The organism is Pseudomonas oryzihabitans (assembly GCF_014522265.1).
Taxonomy (GTDB): domain Bacteria; phylum Pseudomonadota; class Gammaproteobacteria; order Pseudomonadales; family Pseudomonadaceae; genus Chryseomonas; species Chryseomonas aestiva.
On the sequence record NZ_CP017024.1, the window covers coordinates 2,106,915 to 2,127,002 of the forward strand.

Annotated in this window: 19 protein-coding genes; 6 read left to right on the top strand and 13 right to left on the bottom strand. The window is 67.7% G+C overall.

Annotated elements, in window-relative coordinates; translation table 11 throughout:
- Nucleotides 1–103: 103 nt before the first annotated feature.
- Nucleotides 104–1,264 carry a C4-dicarboxylate ABC transporter gene (locus tag BGI51_RS09725; protein WP_187980976.1) on the bottom strand — a complete coding sequence of 387 codons (1,161 nt, stop codon included), beginning with the start codon at nt 1,262–1,264 and terminating at the stop codon, nt 104–106.
- Nucleotides 1,265–1,394: 130 nt separating this feature from the next.
- Nucleotides 1,395–1,769 (bottom strand): COG4315 family predicted lipoprotein, encoded by a 375-nt coding sequence (locus BGI51_RS09730; RefSeq protein WP_187980977.1) that lies wholly within the window; start codon nt 1,767–1,769, stop codon nt 1,395–1,397.
- Between the two features lie 208 nt (nt 1,770–1,977).
- Here BGI51_RS09730 and mpl point away from each other — a divergent pair, with 208 nt between their 5' ends.
- The 3 genes from mpl to BGI51_RS09745 are packed head-to-tail and all read left to right on the top strand — an operon-like array spanning nt 1,978 to nt 4,254.
- The gene (gene mpl / locus BGI51_RS09735; protein ID WP_187980978.1) at nt 1,978–3,333 is read left to right on the top strand and encodes a UDP-N-acetylmuramate:L-alanyl-gamma-D-glutamyl-meso-diaminopimelate ligase; all 1,356 of its coding nucleotides are present in this window, start codon (nt 1,978–1,980) and stop codon (nt 3,331–3,333) included.
- Entirely contained in the window at nt 3,333–3,965 is a 633-nt protein-coding gene (gene ubiX / locus BGI51_RS09740) for a flavin prenyltransferase UbiX (protein WP_007161189.1), read from the top strand. The genes mpl and ubiX overlap by 1 nt, the downstream gene beginning before the upstream one ends.
- Complete coding sequence (locus tag BGI51_RS09745; RefSeq protein ID WP_187980979.1) at nt 3,958–4,254, top strand: YceK/YidQ family lipoprotein; 297 nt, start codon at nt 3,958–3,960, stop codon at nt 4,252–4,254. Before ubiX ends, BGI51_RS09745 begins: the two co-directional genes overlap by 8 nt.
- Here BGI51_RS09745 and BGI51_RS09750 read toward each other — a convergent pair.
- On the bottom strand, nt 4,251–5,654 hold the full coding sequence (locus BGI51_RS09750) for a PLP-dependent aminotransferase family protein (RefSeq protein WP_187980980.1): 1,404 nt from the start codon (nt 5,652–5,654) through the stop codon (nt 4,251–4,253). The two genes, BGI51_RS09745 and BGI51_RS09750, sit on opposite strands and share 4 nt — an antisense overlap.
- A 145-nt stretch (nt 5,655–5,799) precedes the next feature.
- Here BGI51_RS09750 and BGI51_RS23775 point away from each other — a divergent pair, with 145 nt between their 5' ends.
- Nucleotides 5,800–5,928 (top strand): hypothetical protein, encoded by a 129-nt coding sequence (locus tag BGI51_RS23775; protein WP_007161186.1) that lies wholly within the window; start codon nt 5,800–5,802, stop codon nt 5,926–5,928.
- Here BGI51_RS23775 and BGI51_RS09755 read toward each other — a convergent pair.
- From BGI51_RS09755 to BGI51_RS09770, 4 genes are all read right to left on the bottom strand, one after another.
- Nucleotides 5,916–6,392, bottom strand: a complete 477-nt coding sequence (locus BGI51_RS09755) for a YbaK/EbsC family protein (protein ID WP_133862347.1) — start codon at nt 6,390–6,392, stop codon at nt 5,916–5,918. The genes BGI51_RS23775 and BGI51_RS09755 overlap by 13 nt on opposite strands.
- 40 nt (nt 6,393–6,432) lie before the next feature.
- On the bottom strand, nt 6,433–6,846 hold the full coding sequence (vapC, locus tag BGI51_RS09760) for a type II toxin-antitoxin system tRNA(fMet)-specific endonuclease VapC (protein ID WP_133862346.1): 414 nt from the start codon (nt 6,844–6,846) through the stop codon (nt 6,433–6,435).
- On the bottom strand, nt 6,846–7,070 hold the full coding sequence (locus BGI51_RS09765; protein WP_133862345.1) for an antitoxin: 225 nt from the start codon (nt 7,068–7,070) through the stop codon (nt 6,846–6,848). Before BGI51_RS09765 ends, vapC begins: the two co-directional genes overlap by 1 nt.
- A gap of 65 nt (nt 7,071–7,135) precedes the next feature.
- Entirely contained in the window at nt 7,136–8,512 is a 1,377-nt protein-coding gene (locus tag BGI51_RS09770; protein WP_187980981.1) for an L-serine ammonia-lyase, read from the bottom strand.
- Between the two features lie 126 nt (nt 8,513–8,638).
- Here BGI51_RS09770 and BGI51_RS09775 point away from each other — a divergent pair, with 126 nt between their 5' ends.
- Nucleotides 8,639–9,574: a LysR substrate-binding domain-containing protein gene (locus BGI51_RS09775; protein ID WP_187980982.1), complete on the top strand. Its 936-nt coding sequence runs from the start codon at nt 8,639–8,641 to the stop codon at nt 9,572–9,574.
- A gap of 485 nt (nt 9,575–10,059) precedes the next feature.
- On the opposite strand, the gene BGI51_RS09780 is transcribed toward BGI51_RS09775, so the two are convergent.
- The 3 genes from BGI51_RS09780 to BGI51_RS09790 form a co-directional block, all read right to left on the bottom strand.
- Complete coding sequence (locus BGI51_RS09780; protein WP_007161182.1) at nt 10,060–10,701, bottom strand: oxidoreductase; 642 nt, start codon at nt 10,699–10,701, stop codon at nt 10,060–10,062.
- Nucleotides 10,702–10,789: 88 nt separating this feature from the next.
- Nucleotides 10,790–12,328: a C13 family peptidase gene (locus tag BGI51_RS09785; RefSeq protein ID WP_187980983.1), complete on the bottom strand. Its 1,539-nt coding sequence runs from the start codon at nt 12,326–12,328 to the stop codon at nt 10,790–10,792.
- A gap of 20 nt (nt 12,329–12,348) precedes the next feature.
- The gene (locus tag BGI51_RS09790) at nt 12,349–13,857 is read right to left on the bottom strand and encodes an AhpA/YtjB family protein (RefSeq protein ID WP_187980984.1); all 1,509 of its coding nucleotides are present in this window, start codon (nt 13,855–13,857) and stop codon (nt 12,349–12,351) included.
- Between the two features lie 189 nt (nt 13,858–14,046).
- Between BGI51_RS09790 and serB the strand changes: the two genes are divergently transcribed.
- The gene (gene serB, locus BGI51_RS09795; RefSeq protein WP_187980985.1) at nt 14,047–15,201 is read left to right on the top strand and encodes a phosphoserine phosphatase SerB; all 1,155 of its coding nucleotides are present in this window, start codon (nt 14,047–14,049) and stop codon (nt 15,199–15,201) included.
- Nucleotides 15,202–15,231: 30 nt separating this feature from the next.
- Here serB and BGI51_RS09800 read toward each other — a convergent pair whose 3' ends face one another.
- From BGI51_RS09800 to asd, 3 genes are all read right to left on the bottom strand, one after another.
- Nucleotides 15,232–17,091, bottom strand: a complete 1,860-nt coding sequence (locus BGI51_RS09800) for an EAL domain-containing protein (protein WP_252977257.1) — start codon at nt 17,089–17,091, stop codon at nt 15,232–15,234.
- Nucleotides 17,092–17,349: 258 nt separating this feature from the next.
- Nucleotides 17,350–19,134 (bottom strand): molecular chaperone, encoded by a 1,785-nt coding sequence (locus BGI51_RS09805; RefSeq protein ID WP_252977258.1) that lies wholly within the window; start codon nt 19,132–19,134, stop codon nt 17,350–17,352.
- A 43-nt stretch (nt 19,135–19,177) separates the two neighbouring features.
- On the bottom strand, nt 19,178–20,086 hold the full coding sequence (gene asd / locus BGI51_RS09810) for an archaetidylserine decarboxylase (protein WP_187980986.1): 909 nt from the start codon (nt 20,084–20,086) through the stop codon (nt 19,178–19,180).
- Nucleotides 20,087–20,088 lie beyond the last annotated feature (2 nt).

The window sequence follows — 20,088 nt, forward strand, 5'->3', positions numbered from 1 at the left end:
ACTCTTTGTAAACTCGAGCGCGAGTCCGATCCGCTTCCTCAGCTATTTTCGCGGGGCCGCCTAGGCCTTGTTTGACTCTAGCTCGCGAGCCTTTGAGCAGGCTCTAGCGCACCTGCTTGCACAGGTGGGCGATGCAGGGCGAGACGAACAGACTGCCGCGGTAGGCGCCGGCCAGGGTGCGGCTGGCGACCAGGGTCCACAGCAGCGCCAGCAGCAGCACCAGCACGGCGCCCAGGCCAGTAAAGAAGGGCGCCGCCAGGGCTTCGCCCAGGCGCAGGGTGGTCAGGGCATAGACGCCCAGGGGAAAGGTGAAGCCCCACCAGCCCAGGTTGAAGGGCATGCCGTCCCGGGCCTGGCGCTGGGTCACCAGCACCGCCAGCGCCAGCCACCAGAGTCCCAGGCCCCAGAGCAGCAGCGCACCCAGCAGGCCCAGGCCCCGGGCGATCTCGCCAATACCGACCAGGCCATGGGCGGCGAACACCGCGGGCGCAGCGCTGCCCAGCACCAGTAGCCCCAGGGCGCCGGTGGCGATCGGGCCCAGCGCCAGCCAGCTCGACGCGGCCATGCTGGCCGGCGGCAGTTTGTGCAGTGCCAGGCGCAACAGCAGGATCACCAGCAGGCTGAGGGCGACCGGGACCGAATAGGCCCAGAGCACATAGCTGGCGACGAGCACGCTGAATTGCTCGCTGACCGCCAGATGCGGCACCAGCAGGCCACCACTGGCCGCCGCCACCTCCGCGGCCACCACCGGCAGCAGCCAGACGGCGGTCATCTGGTCGATGCGATGCGCCTGGCGGGTAAACATCAGATAGGGGATCAGCACTCCGCAAGCCAGCGCCATGGCCGCATCCAGCCACCAGAGGCCGAGCGCCAGGGGCACCACCGCCGCGCCCCAGCGCGGCAGGCCGAACAGCAACAGGCCGTTGATCAGCGTGGCCAGGCCCATGGGGATGGTGCCGATAAACATCGAGACAGTGGCGTGGGCGAAGATTTCGCGGGCCTCGTCGAAGAACAGCAACCAGCGCGCGGCATAGAGCCCGGAGAACAGACAGAACAGCAGTACAGCGAGCAGCCAGAGGCCCTCGGCGAGGACGGGCAATCCAGGAAACCGCCAGGGACAGGCGGCCAGGGCAAGGGCCAGCACGCCGGTGCCCATGGTCACGGCGAACCAGTTGGGGGTGAACTGGCGGATGACCTCCAGGGGGCGGTCGAGCTGGCTGAAGGGTCTGAGTGCCTGCTCGGGGACAGCGGCGAAAAGCGGCATGGCAGGGCTCCTGAAAGGGAAGGCCTTCAGGCTAAGTCTGCTCGCTTATCATTAAAAATGAATGATTATGAAATATTAAACTATTTGATAGATAAGGCGCTGCCCGTGTTGGGCAGGCAGCGCCCGGGCATCAGGGCTTGGCCACGTGCCAGACCTGATTGACCCCATCACCACTGGTATCGCCCGGCTTGCTGTCCTTGACCCAGGTGTAGAGCGGCTTGCCCTGGTAGGCCCATTGCTGGCTGCCGTCGTCGCGGGTCACCAGGCTGTAGCCATCGGCGGCCTTGGCGCCTGCTGCGGCTGTCAGCGGTGGCCAGTTCTGGGCGCAGGGACCGTTGCAGGCGGACTTGCCCGCGCTGTCCTTGGCGAAGGTGTAGAGCGTCATGCCCTTGCCGTCGACGAGCACCTTGCCCAGGGCGGTGTCGGCGACCTTGGTTGGTGCGGCGGCCAGGGCCAGGCTGGCGAAGGAGAGGGTTGCAGCGGTGATCAGCAGGTGTTTCAGCATGGTCGACCTCTTGTGCTTGTTATCAGGGCGAACGGACCTACGGCGATGCGGGCATCCGGAAAGCCAGGGATGCCTTGCGCACTCTAGTCGAAATCCTGCCGGCCGGGGCGGGCGCAGCGCCGGGTTATCCGCGACGGCCATCGCTCCGGCGGCGCGGCACCCCGTGCTAACCTTGCCGCCGTTAATTCTGCAGCGGAGCCCGCCTGTCATGCACATCCACATCCTCGGTATCTGCGGCACCTTCATGGGGTCGCTCGCGGTGCTGGCCAAGGAAGCCGGCCATCGCGTGACCGGCTCCGATGCCAACGTCTATCCGCCCATGAGCACCCAGCTGGAGGCCCAGGGCATCGAGCTGACCCAGGGTTACGATCCGGCCCAGCTCGATCCGGCGCCGGACCTGGTGGTGATCGGCAACGCCCTGTCGCGCGGCAATCCGGCGGTGGAATACGTGCTGGACCAGGGGCTGCCCTATGTCTCCGGTCCCCAGTGGCTGGCCGAGCACGTCCTGCAGGGTCGCTGGGTGCTGGCGGTCGCCGGGACCCACGGCAAGACCACCACCACCAGCATGCTGGCCTGGGTGCTGGAGCACGCCGGCATGAGTCCGGGCTTTCTCATCGGCGGGGTACCGCAGAATTTCGGCATCTCGGCGCGCCTGGGTGGCACGCCCTTCTTCGTGGTGGAAGCCGACGAATACGACAGCGCCTTCTTCGACAAGAGATCCAAGTTCGTCCACTACCGGCCGCGGACCACCATCCTCAACAACCTGGAATACGATCACGCGGACATCTTTCCGGATCTCGCGGCCATCGAGCGGCAGTTCCACCATCTGGTGCGGACGATTCCCAGCAGCGGCCTGATCATCCACCCCACTGCCGAAACGGCCCTGGTGCGGGTGCTGGAGATGGGCTGCTGGACCCCGGTACAGACCACCGGCGCTGGCGGCCAATGGCAGGCCCGCCTGCTGGCCGAGGACGGCTCGCGCTTCGAGGTGCTGTTCGACGGCGAGGTGCAGGGCACGGTGAACTGGGAACTGACCGGCCAGCACAACGTGGCCAATGCCCTGGCCACCCTGGCGGCGGCTCGTCATGTCGGGGTGGTGCCAAGCATGGGCGTCGCCGCCCTGAGCGAATTCCGTAGCGTGAAGCGGCGCATGGAGAAGGTCGCCGAGGTGCGTGGGGTGACCGTCTACGACGACTTCGCCCACCATCCCACCGCCATCGCCACCACCCTGCAGGGGCTGCGCGCCCGGGTCGGTGGCGAGCGGATCATCGCCGTCATCGAGCCGCGCTCCAATTCCATGAAACTGGGCGCCCACCGTGACGGCCTGCCGGACAGCGTCACCGGCGCCGACAGCGTCATCTGGTACGCCCCGCCGAATCTGGGCTGGGACCTGGCCGGAACGGCCGAGGCCTGCGCCGTACCGGCGGTGGTCTGCGATTCCCTGGACGCCATCATCACGCGGGTCCAGGCCGAGCTGGACGGACCCACCCACGTGGTGATCATGAGCAACGGCGGTTTCGGCGGACTGCACGGCAAGCTGGCCGCGGCCCTGGAGCAGGCATGATGGCCGGCCCGGAACGCATCACCCTGGCGCTGACCGGCGCCTCCGGCTCCCAGTACGGCCTGCGCCTGCTGGACTGCCTGGTGCAGGAGGAGCGCGAGGTGCACTTCCTCATCTCCAAGGCCGCGCAACTGGTGATGGCCACCGAGACCGACGTGGTGCTGCCACCCAAGCCCCAGGCCATGCAGGCCTTTCTCACCGAATACACCGGCGCGGCCCCTGGCCAGGTACGGGTATTCGGCCAGAGCGACTGGATGGCGCCGCCGGCGTCCGGTTCCAGCGCCCCGGCGGCCATGGTGGTCTGCCCCTGTTCCACCGGCACCCTCTCGGCCATCGCCACCGGCGCCAGCAACAACCTCATCGAGCGCGCCGCCGACGTGGCCCTCAAGGAGCGACGGCAGCTGATCCTGGTGCCACGCGAGTCGCCGTTCTCCAGCATCCACCTGGAGAACATGCTCAAGCTGTCCAACCTGGGCGTGACCATCCTGCCGGCTTCGCCGGGCTTCTACCACCAGCCGCAGACCCTCGACGACCTGGTGGACTTCGTGGTGGCGCGCATCCTCAATACCCTGGGCATCCCCCAGGACATGCTGCCGCGCTGGGGCGAACATCACCTGTCCGGCAACGATGACTAGGGCGGTGCGCCTCGGTCTGCTGCTGACGGCCATGCTGCTCCTCGGCGGCTGCGCCACGGCGCGCACCCTGGACGCCGCCAAGCCCGGCGCGCCGGTGGTCTATGCCGGTACCCGGCTGGATCTCTATGCGCTGCAGGGCGGCTGCTGCGCCCAGGAGCGCTTCGGTGCCGAGGCGCCGGCCTGGCCGGTGCTGGACCTGCCCGCCAGCGCCCTGCTCGATACCCTGCTGCTGCCGTTGTCCCTGCCTGCCGCCATCGGTGGGCGGGGCAGTGTGCGTGGCGGCCTCTAGAACGCCTTCAGCAACTCGCCAAGCCTGGCCATGGCCGCCTCGCTGCGGGCGTCCCAGGGATGACCGCAATTGAGTCTGATGCAGTGGCGAAAGCCCTGCTGCGCGGAAAAGATCGGCCCCGGCGCCAGGCTGATGCCCTCGGCCAGGGCCTGGCGGTAGAGCGCCAGGCTGTCCACGCGCTGCGGCAGTTCGAACCAGAGAAAGTAGCCGCCCTGGGGCCGGCTGACGTGGGTGTCGGCGGGAAAATAACGCCGCGCCGCGGCCAGCATGGCCTGGCGCTGGCGGTCGAGACTCAGGCGCAGGCGACGCAGGTGGCGATCGTAGCCGCCGTGCTGCAGATAGTCGGCCAGGGCGGCCTGGGCCGGCATCGAGGGGGTGATGGTGGTCATCAGTCGCAGCCGGGCGACGGCTCCCGCCTGACGACCGGCGGCGATCCAGCCGATCCGATAGCCGGGCGCCAGGCATTTGGAAAAGGAGCCGCAGTGCAGCACCAGGCCGTCGTGGTCGAAGCGCTTGATGGGGCGGTGCGGTTCGCTGCCGCTGTAGAGCTCGGCATAGACGTCGTCTTCCAGTAGCGGCACCTGATGGCGTTGCAGCAGGCCATAGAGGCGCTGCTGGGAGCGGTCGTCGAGACTGACCCCGGTGGGATTCTGCAGGCCGCTCATGAACCAGCAGGCCTTGATCGGCAGGCGGGTCAGGGCCTCTTCCAGGGCATCGAGATTGAGGCCGTGCTCGGGGTCCACCGGGATTTCCACCGCCTTGAGCTGCAGCCGCTCCAGTACCTGCAGGCTGGCGTAGAAGGCCGGACTTTCCACCGCGACCAGATCGCCGGGGCGGGTCAGACTCTGCAGGCCCAGGTTGAGGGCTTCCAGGGCGCCGTGGGTGATCACCAGTTCTTCGCCGACCTCGGGCATGCCGGCCAGGCCGTAGCGCCGGGCGATCTGCCGCCGCAGTTCGGGATGGCCGGGGGTGACGTAGGCGGTGAGATCCTGGGCGGGCAGGTCGCGCAGGCCGTGGGCCATGCTGCGGGCCAGGCGCGCCAGGGGAAAGAGATCGGGGCTGGGAAAGGCCGAGCCGAAGGGGACGATGTCCGAGTCCTGCAGCGACTGCAGCACCGAATAGACCAGGTCGCTTACCGCGACTTCGGTGCCCTCCAGGGGCGCCAGCAGTGGCGCCGCGTCCCGCGCCCGGGCCGGTTCGCGGACGAAATAGCCGGATCGTTCGCGGGCCTCGATCAGCCCGCGACTCTCCAGCAGGTAATAGGCCTGGAACACCGTGGAGGGGCTGATGCCGTGGGTCTGGCTGGCGTTGCGCACCGACGGCAGCCGCTCGCCGGGGGCGAGAACGCCGCGGGTCATCAGGATGGCGAGCTGGTCGGCGAATCTTTCGTAGCGCTTCATGCAGGGCCAGGGCAGGGGAGACCGTCACTATAGCGAGCACGGCGCCATCTGATCCGGTTTTTCCCGTGTCTACCTGCTGCTGTAACGCGAGCGCCTTGGGGCCTAAGCTTTACCCATCCCTTTCTGGCATCCCTCGGAGGCAGCCATGGACGATGGTATCTTCATGATTCTCTTCAGCCTGCTCGCGCTCATCCTGCTCGGCGGCGGCTACTACGCCTGCGTGGTATTGAACAAGGACCGGCGCGACGTGGAAAAGAACGATCAGCTGCGCTGATCGCCCAGGGCGCAGACATCCACCCAGCGCGCCTCGCTGAGGGCGGCCAGCCGCTCCGGCGTGAGGCGCACGCAACTGTGGATGGCACCCGCGGCCGGTAGCACCTCATCGAAGGCTTTCAGCGATTCGTCGCAATAGACCGGCAGCGGGGTGGCCAGCCCGAACGGGCAGACGCCGCCCACCGGATGCCCGGTGAGGCCTTCCACGGTGTCAGCATCGAGCAGCTTGGCCTTGCCACCGAAGGCGGCCTTGAGCTTGCGGTTGTCCAGGCGTGCATCGCCGCGAGCCACCAGCAGCAACAGCTGCTCCCCAACTTTCAGTCCCAGGGTCTTGGCGATCCGCCCCGGTTCCACGCCATGGGCGGCTGCAGCGAGGGTGACGGTCGCGGTACTGGTGGTGGCCTCGAGGATCTCGAGGTCGGGAGCGATGCGGGCGAGGTGCTGGCGGACGGAGTCGAGGCTCATGGGCGTTCCTTGTGTCTAGGTCAGAGCCGACCGTGCCGTGTCAATCGGCTGCTGTCCAGTTTTCGCAGGCCAGATCGGCGACCCGGCTGAACTCCCGCAGATTGTTGCTGACCAGGATCAGCGCCCTGGCGCGGGCATGGGCGGCGATCCACAGATCGTTGTTGCCGATGATCTTGCCCTGGCGCTCCAGCTCGGCGCGGATGGCGCCATAGTGTTCGGCGCATTCCGTATCCAGCTCCAGCACGGCGATCTGCTGGCGGAGCTGTTCCAGGATCGTCCGGGTGCGCTCGGGTTGCTGACTCTTGGCCGCGCCATGACAGAGCTCACCCCAGGTGATCGCAGACATCGCCAGTTCATCGCGACCATGCCGGGCGAAGCGCTCACGGACCTGCGGCGGATTGTGCTTGGCGATGTAGATGCAGATGTTGGTGTCGAGCAGGTAGCGAGCAGGCACTAGAACTCTTCCCGCGCCTGGGGTGGGCTGTCTTCCCGTTCCAGGGTCGCCAATGACAGCGCGGCCAGGGTGTCGAAGATATCGGCGGCATCTGGCCGCAATTCCCGCAGAACGATCTCGTCGCCGCGGCGGAAGATTTCCACCCGATCCGATTCGAAGCGAAATTCCTTGGGCAGGCGCAAGGCCTGGCTGTTACCGGACTTGAACACGCGGGCTTCGGCCATGGATGTCTCCTTGAAGCGTATATACGAGGTAGTATATACGTCTCACTGGAGTGATCAAGCGCCTCTCAACACTCCACGAAGGTCACGGCCAGGCCGCCGCGCGAGGTTTCCTTGTACTTGCTGTGCATGTCCGCGCCGGTTTCCTTCATGGTGCGGATCACCTGGTCGAGGGAGATGAAGTGCTCGCCGTCGCCGCGCAGGGCCATCTGGGCGGCATTGATCGCCTTGACCGCGGCGATGGCGTTGCGCTCGATGCAGGGCACCTGCACCAGGCCGCCGACCGGGTCGCAGGTCAGTCCCAGGTTGTGCTCCAGGCCGATCTCGGCGGCGTTTTCCAGCTGCGCCGGGCTGGCGCCCAGCACCTCGGCCAGGCCGGCGGCGGCCATGGCGCAGGCCGAGCCGACCTCGCCCTGGCAGCCCACCTCGGCGCCGGAGATGGAAGCGTTCTTCTTGCACAGGATGCCGACCGCGGCAGCGGCCAGCATGAAGCGCATCACGTCGTCGTCGCAGGCGTCGGGATTGAATTTCATGTAGTACATCAGCACCGCCGGAATGATCCCGGCCGCGCCATTGGTGGGCGCGGTGACCATGCGCCCGCCGGCGGCGTTTTCCTCGTTCACCGCCAGGGCGAAGAGGTTGACCCATTCCATGGCGGAGAGGGTGGAACCTATGACGTTGGGCTTGCCGATGGCCTGCAGACTCTGGTGCAGGCGGGCGGCGCGCCGGCGCACCTTGAGGCCGCCGGGCAGGATGCCCTCGTTGGCGAGACCGTTCTGCACGCATTCGCGCATCACGCCCCAGATGCGTAGCAGGCCGCTGCGGATCTCTTCCTCGGAGCGCCAGCTCTTCTCGTTGGCCAGCATCAGCTCGGCCACGCCCAGGCCATGGCTGCGGCACAGGTGCAGCAGCTCGGCGCCGCTGGAGAAGTCATAGGGCAGTTCGGTGGTGTCGCTGTCCAGCACGCCGCTGGCGGCCTGGGCGGCGTCCACCACGAAGCCGCCACCGATGGAGTAGTAGGTGGCTTCAGCCACTTCACCGGTGGTGCCAAAGGCGGTCAGGGTCATGGCATTGGGATGGTAGGGCAGGCTTTCGTCCAGCAGCAGCATGTCTTCCTGCCAGTTGAAATGGACCGCCTGGCGGCCGGCCAGCAACAGCGTGCGCTCGTTGCGTAGTACCTCGATGCGCGGTTCGACGGCGGCGGGATCGACGCGATCCGGCCATTCGCCCATCAGACCGATCAGGGTCGCCCGGTCGGTGCCATGGCCGATCCCGGTGGCCGACAGTGAGCCATAGAGGCGCACCTCGACTCGCTTGACCTGTTCCAGCAGACCTTCGTCGACCAGGCGCTGGGCGAAGAGGGCACCGGCCCGCATCGGGCCCACGGTATGGGAACTGGACGGACCCACGCCGATTTTGAACAGGTCGAAGACGCTGATGGCCATGTCGGTAATCCCTGATTGAGCTTGAATGGTCGCCAGACAAGCTGCCGGCGGATGGCTCATAGTGGTGATAAGCCTTCAACTCGCACAAACGAAAGCTTCTAAGCGATCCTTTAGCGGAACTCATCGATGAGCCGGATCCTCAATGCTCAAACCCAGGCCTGGTTGCAGGTGTTCGTCTGCGCCGCTCGGCACCTGTCCTTCACGCGCTGCGCCGAAGAGCTGCATGTGACGCCTGGCGCCATCAGTCAGCAGATGCGCCAGCTGGAAGAGCGCCTGGGCTTCAAGCTGTTTCACCGGGTGGCCCGAGGCCTGGAGCTGACCGCCGAGGGCCAGCGCCTGGCGACCACCCTGAACCAGGCCTATGGGCTGATCGACGCCGAATTGCGCCGCCTCAATGCCGGTCAGTTCGGCGGCGTGGTGCGCCTCAGGTCGATTCCCTCGTTCCTGGGCAAATGGCTGACCCCGCGGCTGCCGCGGCTGCAGGCGCGCTTTCCCGACCTGCAACTGCGGCTGGTGGCCGAAGACAGCAGCTGGTCGCTGCGCGAGGGCGAATTCGACCTGGCCATCGATCTCAACGACGGCAGCTATCCGGGCCTGGCCTCGACGCCGCTGATGGACGAAGAGATCTTTCCGGTCTGCGCGCCCAGCCTGCTGGTGGGGCGACCGCCGCTGGAGCGGCCGGAGGACCTGGAATTCTATCCGCTGCTGCACGACATCACCGCCTGGCGCGGCAGCTACGAATACGCCGAATGGGAGTTCTATCTGGCCAGTATCGGTGCGCCGGCGCTGGATGTGCGGCGGGGGCACACCTTCAATCGCAACCACCTGACCATCGAGGCGGCCATCGCCGGCATGGGCGTCGCCATCGCCCGCCGCGCCCTGATCACCGACGAACTGGCTCGGGGGGTGCTGGTGGTGCCGCCCTTTGGCCGTTCAGTGCCGGCGCACAAGAGGTACATGCTGCTCTATGCCCAGGGCGCCCTGGCCGATCCCCGCCTGCGCGCCCTGCACGACTGGCTGGTGCAGGAAGTCGACCAGATGGTGCTGGCGCAGCCGGCCTGAAGGGCCGTGATAGCCACGTAGCGTGGAAAACGGCGCAATCTTTTCCGTTGGTGAGTTCTTCATGAGGCGCGCCCTCACCCCAGCCCTCTCCCCAAGGGAGAGGGGGCTTTCCGAGCGGTTAAGGGCTTGTGCAGGCTTCGTAGCGTGGAAAACGGCGCAGCCTTTTCCGTTGGTGAGTTCTTTGTGAGGCGCGCCCTCACCCCAGCCCTCTCCCCAAGGGAGAGGGGCTTTCCGAGCGGTTAGGGGCTTGTGCAGGCTTCGTAGCGTGGAAAACGGCGCAGCCTTTTCCACGGGTGAGTTCGTTGTGAGGCGTGCCCTCACCCCAGCCCTCTCCCGGGGGGAGAGGGGGCTATCCGAATGGGGAGTGGCGGTAATAGGTCTTGGAAACGCTTGATCGATCCGTGCGCGGCCTACCCGTAGGAGCGGCCGCATCGGCGGACCGCCATGACCGCGAGGGCTGTAACCCAGCCCCTTGAGCTACGCCTTCAACGTCCCAGCTTGCGCAGCTCGTCCGATTCCACCACCCGCACGCCCTTGCCTTCTTCCAGGGCCAGGCGCCACAGCGCGCGGGCCAGGACGGCGGCTTCGATGCCGTGCCATTTGCCGGGCAGCCATTGCGACAAGGGGGCGGCCAGGCGCTCGCCCAGGCGTTCTTCCTGGCGCTGGCCGATCAGCAGCGACGGTCGCGCCAGGGTCAGTTGCGTCCAGCCCTGGGCACGCAGGGCTTCTTCCAGCTCGCCCTTGACCTTGTTGTAGAAGATCGAGGACTGGGAGTCGGCGCCGATGGCGCTGACCACGATGTAGTGGCGGGCCCCCAGTTCCAGAGCGCGCTGGCCGACCGCCAGGGGCAGGCCGTAATCCACGGCGCGAAAGGCCGCTTCGGAGCCGGCCTGCTTCATGGTGGTGCCCAGGCAGCAGAAGGCCACGTCCAGCGGGCCTTCCAGGGTCGGCAGCAGACTGTTGAGATCACCCACCGGATTGTCCAGCCGGGCGTGCTCCGCCAGCGGACGGCGGGTCGGCGCCAGCACCCGGGGGACCGTCGGCTCGTTGAGGAGGCGGTCGAGCAGGTGTTCGCCGGTCAGGCCAGTGGCGCCGGCGATGAGGGCATGCTGAGGCGTCAGGTACACGGGGCTCTCCTTGTAGCGGCGACCGCTGATGTCAGGTTGGACCTCAGACGTTCCGGTTGTTCGTCAAAGCCCTGGTCGAAGCCGGCAGTCAGCGACTCGCGCGCCAGGCGCGCCACTTCTGCAGGACGGCGGGCGGTGCCCACAGCTGGGGCTCGGACGGATCGAAGCCTTCGGTCTTCTCGCGTACCGACACGGTGTCGCGGGCACGCTGGAAGGCCTGCTCGGGATCGTCGGTGTGCTGGAAGGCCTCGGCGAACAGGGCGCGGCCGAAATAGGTGAAGTCGGCTTCGTCGGTGCAGCCGAAGGAGGTGCGATCGGCCTTGGAAGCGGTCATCACCAGGGTGTGGTCGTCCTGCAGTTGCGGGATGAAGCCGCCGCTGTAGCAGCTGGAGACGATGATCAGCTTGTCGCGGCCGCGCAGGGGCGCGAGCAGACGACCGAGCTCCGCTGCCGGCAGGCTGGAGAGATCCAGGCCCGGCTGGGAGAGCACCAGCTGATGGTCGGCCGAGCCGTGACTGGTCAGGTAGATGAGGATCAGGTCTTCGGGACCGGTGCGCTGGGCCAGCGCCTGCAGGCTCTGGTAGAGATTCTCGCGGGTGGCCAGCGGATGGTCGCTGCGGATGTCCTTGGCGTTGATCAGGTGGACGACGTCGCGGGCGCCCCAGGTGGTGGTCAGGAAGTTGGCCACATAGTTGGCCTCGCGCTGGAACACGCCCTGGCCGCCGTCGCCGGCCAGCACCAGGCCATAGAGCTCGGTGGCGGGGGTGGAGGCGGGAATCTGCTGCAATTCCTGGTCGAGCACCTTGCCCTGATCGAGCAGGGCGCGCTCCAAGGGATCGGCGATGTACTGGCCCTGGTCGTCGCGGATGCGCTTGCCGCCTTCCCAGAGACCCCGTTCCACCTGGCCGTCGGCGCGGGTCAGCACGCCCATGCCGGCATAGACGCCGTCGGCGAAGTTGCCGCGGTAGACGCTGCCGTCGCTGTTGGTGAGCACGCCCTGGCCGTCGAACTTCCAGTTGCGGAAGGCACCGCGATACTGACTGCTGTCGCTGCCGACGAATTCGCCGTTGCCGGTCAGCTCACCGCCACTGAAGCGCCCGCGCCAGAGATCGCCGCCGGCACTGCGATAGACGCCGGCGCCTTCGAACTGGTCGTCGACAAATTCGCCGTCATAGCGATCGCCGCCCGGCTCCTGCCACTGGCCGACGCCGTTGAGGTGGCCGTCGTTGAAGGTGCCGATGGTCTGGGTGCCGTCGCTGTCGAGCTTGGACCCCTGGCCCTGCATGCGGCCGTTGACGAAGCTGCCGTGGTATTCCCAGCCGCTGCTGCTGATCAGGTTGCCCTGGCCATGGTAGAGACCGCGGCGAAAGGTGCCCTGGTAGTAGGTGCCATCGGCAAATTGCTGCTCGCCAGGCCCCTCGGCCAGGCCGTCCTTGAAGCGGCCCTTGAGCCAGTTGCCATTGGGCCACTCGATGCGTCCGCTGCCATTGAGCAGGCCGCTGACGATTTCGCCGGTATAGACCCCGCCATCGGGCAGTCTCACGCTGCTCGCGTTGGGCGCCGCCTGGACAGCGCAGGCCGCCAGCAACAGCGCGGCAAGGGCGAGACGGGGCAGGAGGGCGCTCATAGGTGGGGTCGGCGGGCGCGTTACCGCGCCTCGAGCCGGACCAGGTGACGCTCCAGCGTCGCGGAGTAGGGTTCCAGGAGACGTTCCACGCAACTGGCCCCGGCGGGGCTGGCGATGGTGCGGATACGGGCGCGTTTACGCAGCAGCTCGTCCTCGGCGATGCTCTGCTCGACCAGCAACAGGTTGCGACTGTGGCGACTCAGCGCCTGGGCATTGCGTACGGTGGTGTTTTCCAGCAATTGGGCAAGCTCCAGGCCGGCGAGGCGTTCGCCCTGCGTCAGACCCAGTTGCAGCTGCAGGGTTGCACCGCTGCCGACCACTTCCACCTGCAGCGCATGACCGAGGGCGCGCATGATCTCGCCGCAGCAGAGCGCGCGGGTCAGGTAGTCGTCGTCGTCACTGCGTTCGTGGAAGAGAATCAGGCTGCCGCCGTCCTTGAGGGTGTGGAGTTCGCCATCGTAGAGCTCGGTGGCCTGCTGCAGGCAGTCGCGATAGCGCTCCAGCAGCTGTTCGAGGCGGCTGCGTGGCAGCCGGCTGAGCTGGTCCTGGGCGCCGAGCTGGATGGACAGCACCGCCGAGGTGACGATGTCGGGCTCGGTGGGCACCGCCGGGGCCGGGGTGGGTGGCGGTTCGGTAAAGGACTCAGGCACCAGCTCGGCGAAGGCCTCGGCGTCCGGTTCGCTGTCGGCGCCCGCGGCGGGCGCCTTGCGCGCGGCCGGTTTGGCGGCGGCAGCCTTGCGTGCGGGCGGCTTGACGCTCAGGCCACCCTGCTCGTCGGCGAAGGGATCGTCGTCCTCGGCCTCAGCCACTTCCGCCTTGGGCGGCTTGGGCGGCTTGGGCGGGACCAGGCGACTCTGCAGCTGGCGAGCCAGGTCGCCCAGTTCGTCGAGACGGCCGGCGCCCGGTGCGGGGTCATCGGGATCGCGCAGCCAGACGCGCAGCTCCAGCAGCGGAATCGACAGCTGACGACCGAGCCGCAGGCTGAGAATCAGCGTGAGCGCCAGCAGGATCAGGCCCAGCAGACCCATGTTCTGCAGGCTGATCATCATCGGCTGCTGGAACTGGTCCATGTCCAGCGCCAGGCGCACCTGACCGGCGGTAACGTCCTGGAAGCGGATCGGCGTGCTGTAGATGCCATCGGTGGCGGTCAGCAGGCCCTGGCTCGGGCGCGTGCCGGACTCGGCCAGCACGCGGTTGTCCGGGCTGTAGACCGCGGCATGGGCCACCAGCGGATTGCGCGCCAGGTTGCTCAGCAGCACGTTGAGGCTGAGATTGTCGTTGGCCACCAGCAATTCGGCGGCGGAATTGGCCGTCTGGGTCACCAGGCTCTGGCCGACGGCGTCGGCCTGCTGCTGCATGGCATGGCGGAACTGCATGCTCATGATGCCGGCATAGATCACCAGGGCAGCCGCCACCAGCAGCAGGCTGTGGGAAACGATGCGCAAGGCCACCGGCACACGACGCTGGCGCAGGGCTCGGTAGATCAGCAGGAAGAAATTATCGGGCTTGACGGTCGCGGGGCGGGTCACAGAAATCGTTTCTTTGGACAAAAAATGTGCGGCCAGTATAACCAGCGCGCCAGGGGTGCGAAAACGGCGAATGCAGGGCTTCGCCCGCAAAAGAGGCCGGCGGTGGACTCACTCCGCCAGCCGGTGCCCGCGGCTCGGCACCGCCGAGGCGAAAGGGTAGACTGCGCGCTTTTCCGCGAGGGGATCGCCATGCAAGACGTTATCGGACTCCAGGCCGTGGGCATCCTGCCCGCCGACTGGTTGGCTGCTCTCACCGGCGCCCTGGCCGCGGCCGGTGCCCGGCTGGAATCGCTGCAGCAGCAGGGTCTGGACAACAGTGCCGCAGTGACCCTGCTGGTCAGTCCGGCGAGTGCCGGCGCGGCGCTGGGGCAGGCGCTGCAGGCCCTGGGTCTGCAGGTGGCGCCCCTGGCGCAGCCCGCACCGGAGACCGGCGAAGCCCATGTCCTGACGCTGATGGGCCGCGCCCTGGCCGATCTGCCGCTGACCCGCCTGGCCGCGCTGTGCCGCGAGCAGGGCCTGAACATCCACGCCATCCGCGCCCTGAGCGAGCCGGGCGCGACCGAACGGGCCGCCCTGGAGCTGCGCGTCACCGGCGAGCCCCACGAACCCCAGGCGCTGCGCGCGGGCCTGCTGGCGCTGGCCCAGGAAGGCCAGGCCGACATCGGCTGGCAGCCGGATGAGCTGCAGCGTCAGCATCGCCGGCTGGCGGTGTTCGATATGGACAGCACCCTGATCCAGGCCGAGGTCATCGACGAGCTGGCCAAGGCCGCCGGTATTGGCGAGCGGGTCGCGGCCATCACCGAGCGCGCCATGCGCGGCGAGATCGACTTCCGCGCCAGCTTCACCGAGCGCATGGCGCTGCTGCAGGACCTGTCCGAAGAGGTGCTGGAGGACATCGGTGCCGGGCTGCGCCTGACCGAAGGGGCCGAGCGGCTGTTCGCCGAACTGAAGCGGCTGGGCTACAAGACCGCCATCCTTTCCGGCGGCTTCACCTACTTCGCCCGTCAGGTGCAGGCGCGGCTGGGCATCGACTACGTCTATGCCAACGAACTGGAGATCGTCGACGGCAAGCTGACCGGTCGCGCCGTCGAGCCCATCGTCGATGCCCAGCGCAAGGCCGATCTGCTGCAGGAACTGGCCAGCCGTGAAGGCTTGACGCTGGAGCAGACCATCGCCGTGGGCGATGGCGCCAACGACCTGCCGATGCTGGCCCTGGCCGGTCTGGGTGTGGCCTTCCGCGCCAAGCCGCTGGTGCGCCAGTCCGCGCGCCAGTCGGTAAGCGTGCTGGGCCTGGATGGCGTGCTCTATCTGCTCGGCGTGGAAGATCGCCTGACCCGCGGTTGAGTCCGCGCGCTACGAGTTCCAGGCCGAGCCCTAGTGCTCGGCCTGGAACTCGTAGTCCATCGCCTGGCTGGGCTCCTGCAGGTAGTAGCCCTGGATGAAGTGCACCCCGACCTGCCAGAGCTGGGCCAGCACGCTGGCGCTCTCGACGAAGGGGGCGATGGTCTGGACGTTCTGCGCGCTGAGTTCGGCGACCAGCGCCTTGAGGCGCTCCTGATGGTCCGGTTGCGCCAGGTCCTTGATCAGCTTGCCCGACAGCTTGACGTAATCCGGTACCAGCAGGCGCAGCGCCGCCAGCGGCGGATCGCCGGCGGCAAAACCGCTCAGGGTGACCGGATGACCCTGGCGACGTAGCCGCTGCGCCATGGCCAGGGCCTGCTCCGGCTGGGCCAGCAGGTCTTCTTCGCTGAGCTGGAAGATCACCGCCTCGGCGTCCAGCTGCTGCGCCTGCAGGGTTTCCCGCAGCCAGGGCAACAACTCCAGATCGCCCAGGGTCGCCCCCGAAAGATGCACGAAGATGCGCGTGCCATGACCGCGGGCGCGGTGCTCGCCGAGCTGGCGCATGGCCTGGTGGATCACCCAGCGATCGATCTGGCCGCTCAGGCCGCTGTCGCGGGCGGTGCGGGCGAATTCGGCCGGTGAGACCTCTTCACCCTGGGGATTGATCAGGCGCAGCAGCGCCTCGTAGTACTCGTGGCTGCCGCCGCGTAGGCTGATCACCGGCTGGAACAGCAGGCGGAAGCCGTTCTGCTGCAAGGCCTGCTTGACCATCGCCACCAGATTGCCGCGATTGGCGGCGGCGGCCAGCTCTTCCTGGGGATCGTAGCGTTTGCAGGCATTGCCGCCGCGCTGGGCGACCTGGCGCGCGGAGCGGTGCGCGCGGTCCACCAGGTCGCCGGCGCTCTTGGTATGGCTGTCCAGGCTGACCACGCCGATGGAATAGCTGATGGCCAGGGTGCGCCCGGCCAGGGTCAGCGGCTGGCGCTCCTGACGGCCGAGCAGGCGCTCGAAGGCACTGTCCAGGCTGGCGTCGGCCGCCTGCGGCAGGAGGGCGGTAAAGGCGTCGTCGGCGAAGCGCGACAGGGTCACCAGGGTGCCGAAATGCTCGCGCAGGCGCTCGGCCAGGACCACCAGCAATTCGTCCATGGCGCCTATGCCCAGCTCGGCCACCAGGGTCGGATAGCGATCGATGCTCAGGTAGGCGAAGCTGGCCGGCGCGCCGAGCCGAGCGCGTTCCAGGGCATCCTCGAGCAATTCGAGCATGCGGCTGCGATTGAGCAGACCGGTCAGGATGTCCTGGAAGCGCACCTCGCGCAGCTGTTCCTCGAGGGCCTCGGCGGCCGGGGCCGCGCGTTCCTCGCGCAGGTGCAGCTGCACGCAGGGTTCGTCGAGATAGATGGCCGGCGTCAGGCGCAGGCGCACACCAAGGGTGCTGCCGTCCGGGCGGACGCAGCGGCAGTCCAGTTCGAGGGGGCGGGGATCGTCGCGCAACTGGCGAAAGGCCTCGCGCAGCGCCGGCTGGTCGGCGGCTACGATAAGGTCCATCAGCGGAGTGATTTCGAGGTCTTCCGCGGATGGATAGCCCAGCAGCTCGACATAGGCCGAGTTGACGTGGATATGCAGGCCGTCGTGGACATAGGCGACCGCTTCCACGGCGTTGGCCAGCAGCAGCTGGCAGCGCTGCTCGGCCTCGGCCAGGGCCTGTTCCAGGCGCCGGCGCTCGTGGCGCTCGGCCAGGTTGCCGAGTTCGCGCAGACTGGCCAGCAGCAGGTGTTCGTCGTTGTCGCTGGCGATGCCGTCGCGGGCGCCCAGGCGCAGGGCGTCGAGCACCGCCGCGGGATCGTCCGGTGCCACCCGCTGGATGACGGCGAGCTGGGGTATCCGGCGGCGCAACTGGCGCAGGGCGGCCAGGCTGTCGAGTTCCGGCGAGGGGGGGCGAGGATGGCGAGGTCCCAGGACTGGGACAGTAGTTCGTCGAGACCCGCGGGGTCGGCCAGGCGCTGGGCCCGCGTCGCCCGTCCGGCATTGCGGAACAGGCTGACCAGGCGTTCCGCCTCGTTCTGCGATGCTTCGAGCAGTAACAGGCGGATCGCGCTGTGTTCGGCGGCCATGGTCTATTCGCGCCCTGGCGATAACGATGATTCAGCGAAGCTACAGAGACTTCCACAGCGAGTCAAAGTCTTCTTCCTGACGCGCGCCGCCGCCAGCGGATCCGCCGCTGGGCTGCGTACCGCTCTGCTCCAGCAGGTGATATTCGAAGACGCTGAAGCTGACCGTCATGCTGCGCCGCCGGTCGAGCATGCCGCGCTGCTCGTTGCCCTGCTGATTGATCTGCACCTTGCTGCCTTCCTGGAAGGGCAGTCGCGGCGCGATCAGCGTCGGCGCCTGGTCGATGGCCTTGATCTCCGGCAGGAGCAGGGCACGCAGGTACTGACTGTTCTGCTCGGCCTTGCGCAGCAGCTGCAGTCCACAGGGGCGCGCGGTGGGCGCCAGCAGTTCGACGCCCATCTGGGTCCCGCTGCCGGGCACCTGGCGGACCCAGCGCACCACCGCCGGGCCCCAGTTGTGATCCTCGGGCAGGCGCACGCCGAGCAGTTCGCCGGCCTGCAGTTGCTCGGGCACCTCGCCACTCCAGCTCAGGCAATAGCCGCCCGGACTGTGGTTGACCACCTGCACCGCATGGATCGGAAAGGCGGGACTGGCTGCCTCGCCGTCACCGGGCAGGACGTCGTAGTGGATCTCTTCCAGGTTCTCGGCGCTCCAGTCCAGGGCGTCGGGTGCCTGGGTGTCGGCATCGAAGGCCATTGACCAGACATCGTCCTTGGGCTTGGGCGCAAAGGCGTCCGGCACGACCGCGGCCGACAGGCGCAGGGTGTCGGCGAACACCTGACCACCCGCGAGCTGGTAGTGCAGGGCGCTCATGCCGATGCAGACCTGCACCTGACCCTGGCCGGGCATGCGCTGGAAGGCGCGATCCGCCTCCTGGCCCCAGGCCCCGACGAGGTGTTGCAGCAGATCCAGGGACAGATCACCGTGCACCGGCAGGCGCGCGCGGGGGCGCTGCTCCGGGGCCAGCGCCAGGTAGTCTTCGATGGCCTGCACCAGTTGTTGCGGGGCGAGGCCGAGAAGACCGCTGAGATTGGCTTCGCGCAACAGCGAGCGATAGCGCGGCGGGGCGTCGATCTGCGGCGCCACCACCATCAGGGTGCCGTTCTGCTCGGGACCTTGCAGGCGGATCAGGCTGGCCCAGTCGTCCAGGTGCAGCGTCAGCTGGGCGATGTGGCTCTGGCGCAACTGGTTGCAGCGCGCGGCGCCGAACAGCAGGGCGGCGCCATAGGCCTGGGTGATGGTCTGGCTGCCGTCGCCGGGCAGCAGTTCATCGCGAATCTTCTGGTTGTGCAGCCCGGTGGTCACCGCCAGCCGATAGAGCTGGTGCAGCTCCAGCCAGAGGTTGTCGTGCACCGGGGTGTAGAGCTGGGCGGCGCGGATCAGCGGCCCGAGCAGGGCGCGCAGGGCACGCTGGATGGCGGTCGCCAGCAGCGTGCTGCGTTCGCCACGATCGCTTTCCTCGACCACGATCAGCTTGTAGCCGGCCGCCAGCAGGTTCTGCAGGGCCTGGCAGAGATTGGCCACCTTGCGCGAGCGCTCGTCGAGCACGATGGCCTGGTTGAGCACATGGCGTTCGAGCAGCTGGCAGACCCGCTGCACGTCCGGGCGCAGGGATTCGAGCAGGCGCAGACGCGCTTCCGGCGTCAGGATCAGCCGATTGAGTTCCAGCAGACCCTGGTAGAGCAGCCGGGCGAATTCGCCCAGCTTGGCCCGCGGCAATTGCTCCAGCCAGCGCTTGAGGCCAGCCGGCGTGGCGTCACAAAACGTCAGGCTGCGCTGATCGGGTGTCGGTACCCGCAACATGAGCTGTGGCCTTTTGCTATCCATTCGCCGCGCACACTCCTGTTTCGATGGGCAATGAACCGCGCATCTAGGCGAGAGGCCCTGGCTCGGAAACGGTGGTCAAGGGGGCCGACGTGGTCGGAACCCCCAGCAGTTGCCCCATGTTGACGGTGGACAAGGCGCCGAGTTCAGCGGACCAGTTCACCGCTTCCGGGCCAAACAGCACGATGGCGGTGGAGCCCAGCTTGAAGCGACCCAGCTCGTCGCCGGTGCGCAGGGTGATGGGGGCGCGCGCGGCCTCGTCGTAGGCGAAGCGCTTGAGTTCGCGCTTGGGCGGCGTGACCAGACTGGCCCAGACCGTCTCGATGCTGGCGACGATCATGGCGCCGACCAGGATGACCGCCATGGGCCCCACGGCGGTGTCGAAGATGCACACCACCCGCTCGTTGCGGGCGAACAGCTCGGGCACGTTCTCGGCGGTGAGCTGATTGACCGAGAAAATGCGCCCGGGCACATAGACCATCTCCTTCAGGGTGCCGGTGAGCGGCATGTGCACCCGGTGGTAGTCCTTGGGCGACAGGTAGATGGTGGCGAAATGACCGCCCATGAAGGGCGCGGCGCGCAGGCCGTCGCCGCCGAGCAGCTCCAGCAGGCTGTAGCTGTGGCCCTTGGCCTGGAAGATGCGGCCGTGCTCGATGCGGCCGAGCTGGCTGATGGCACCGTCGCTCGGGCTGACCACCACGTCGGCTGCGGCCGGCAGCGGACGGGCGCCGGGCTTGAGGGCGCGGGTGAAGAAGGCGTTGAAGTTCTCGTAGGCGGTGGGGTCTTCCACCTGGGCCTGGCGCATGTCGACGTCATAGTGACGGACGAACCAGCGGGTCAGCAGATTCTTGAACCAGGGCACCCGGCACTCGGCGAAGCCACCGATCAGCCGCGACAGCAGATGGTGCGGCAGCAGGTGCTGGGCAAGGATGAACAGACGGTCTTGCAGTTTCATGA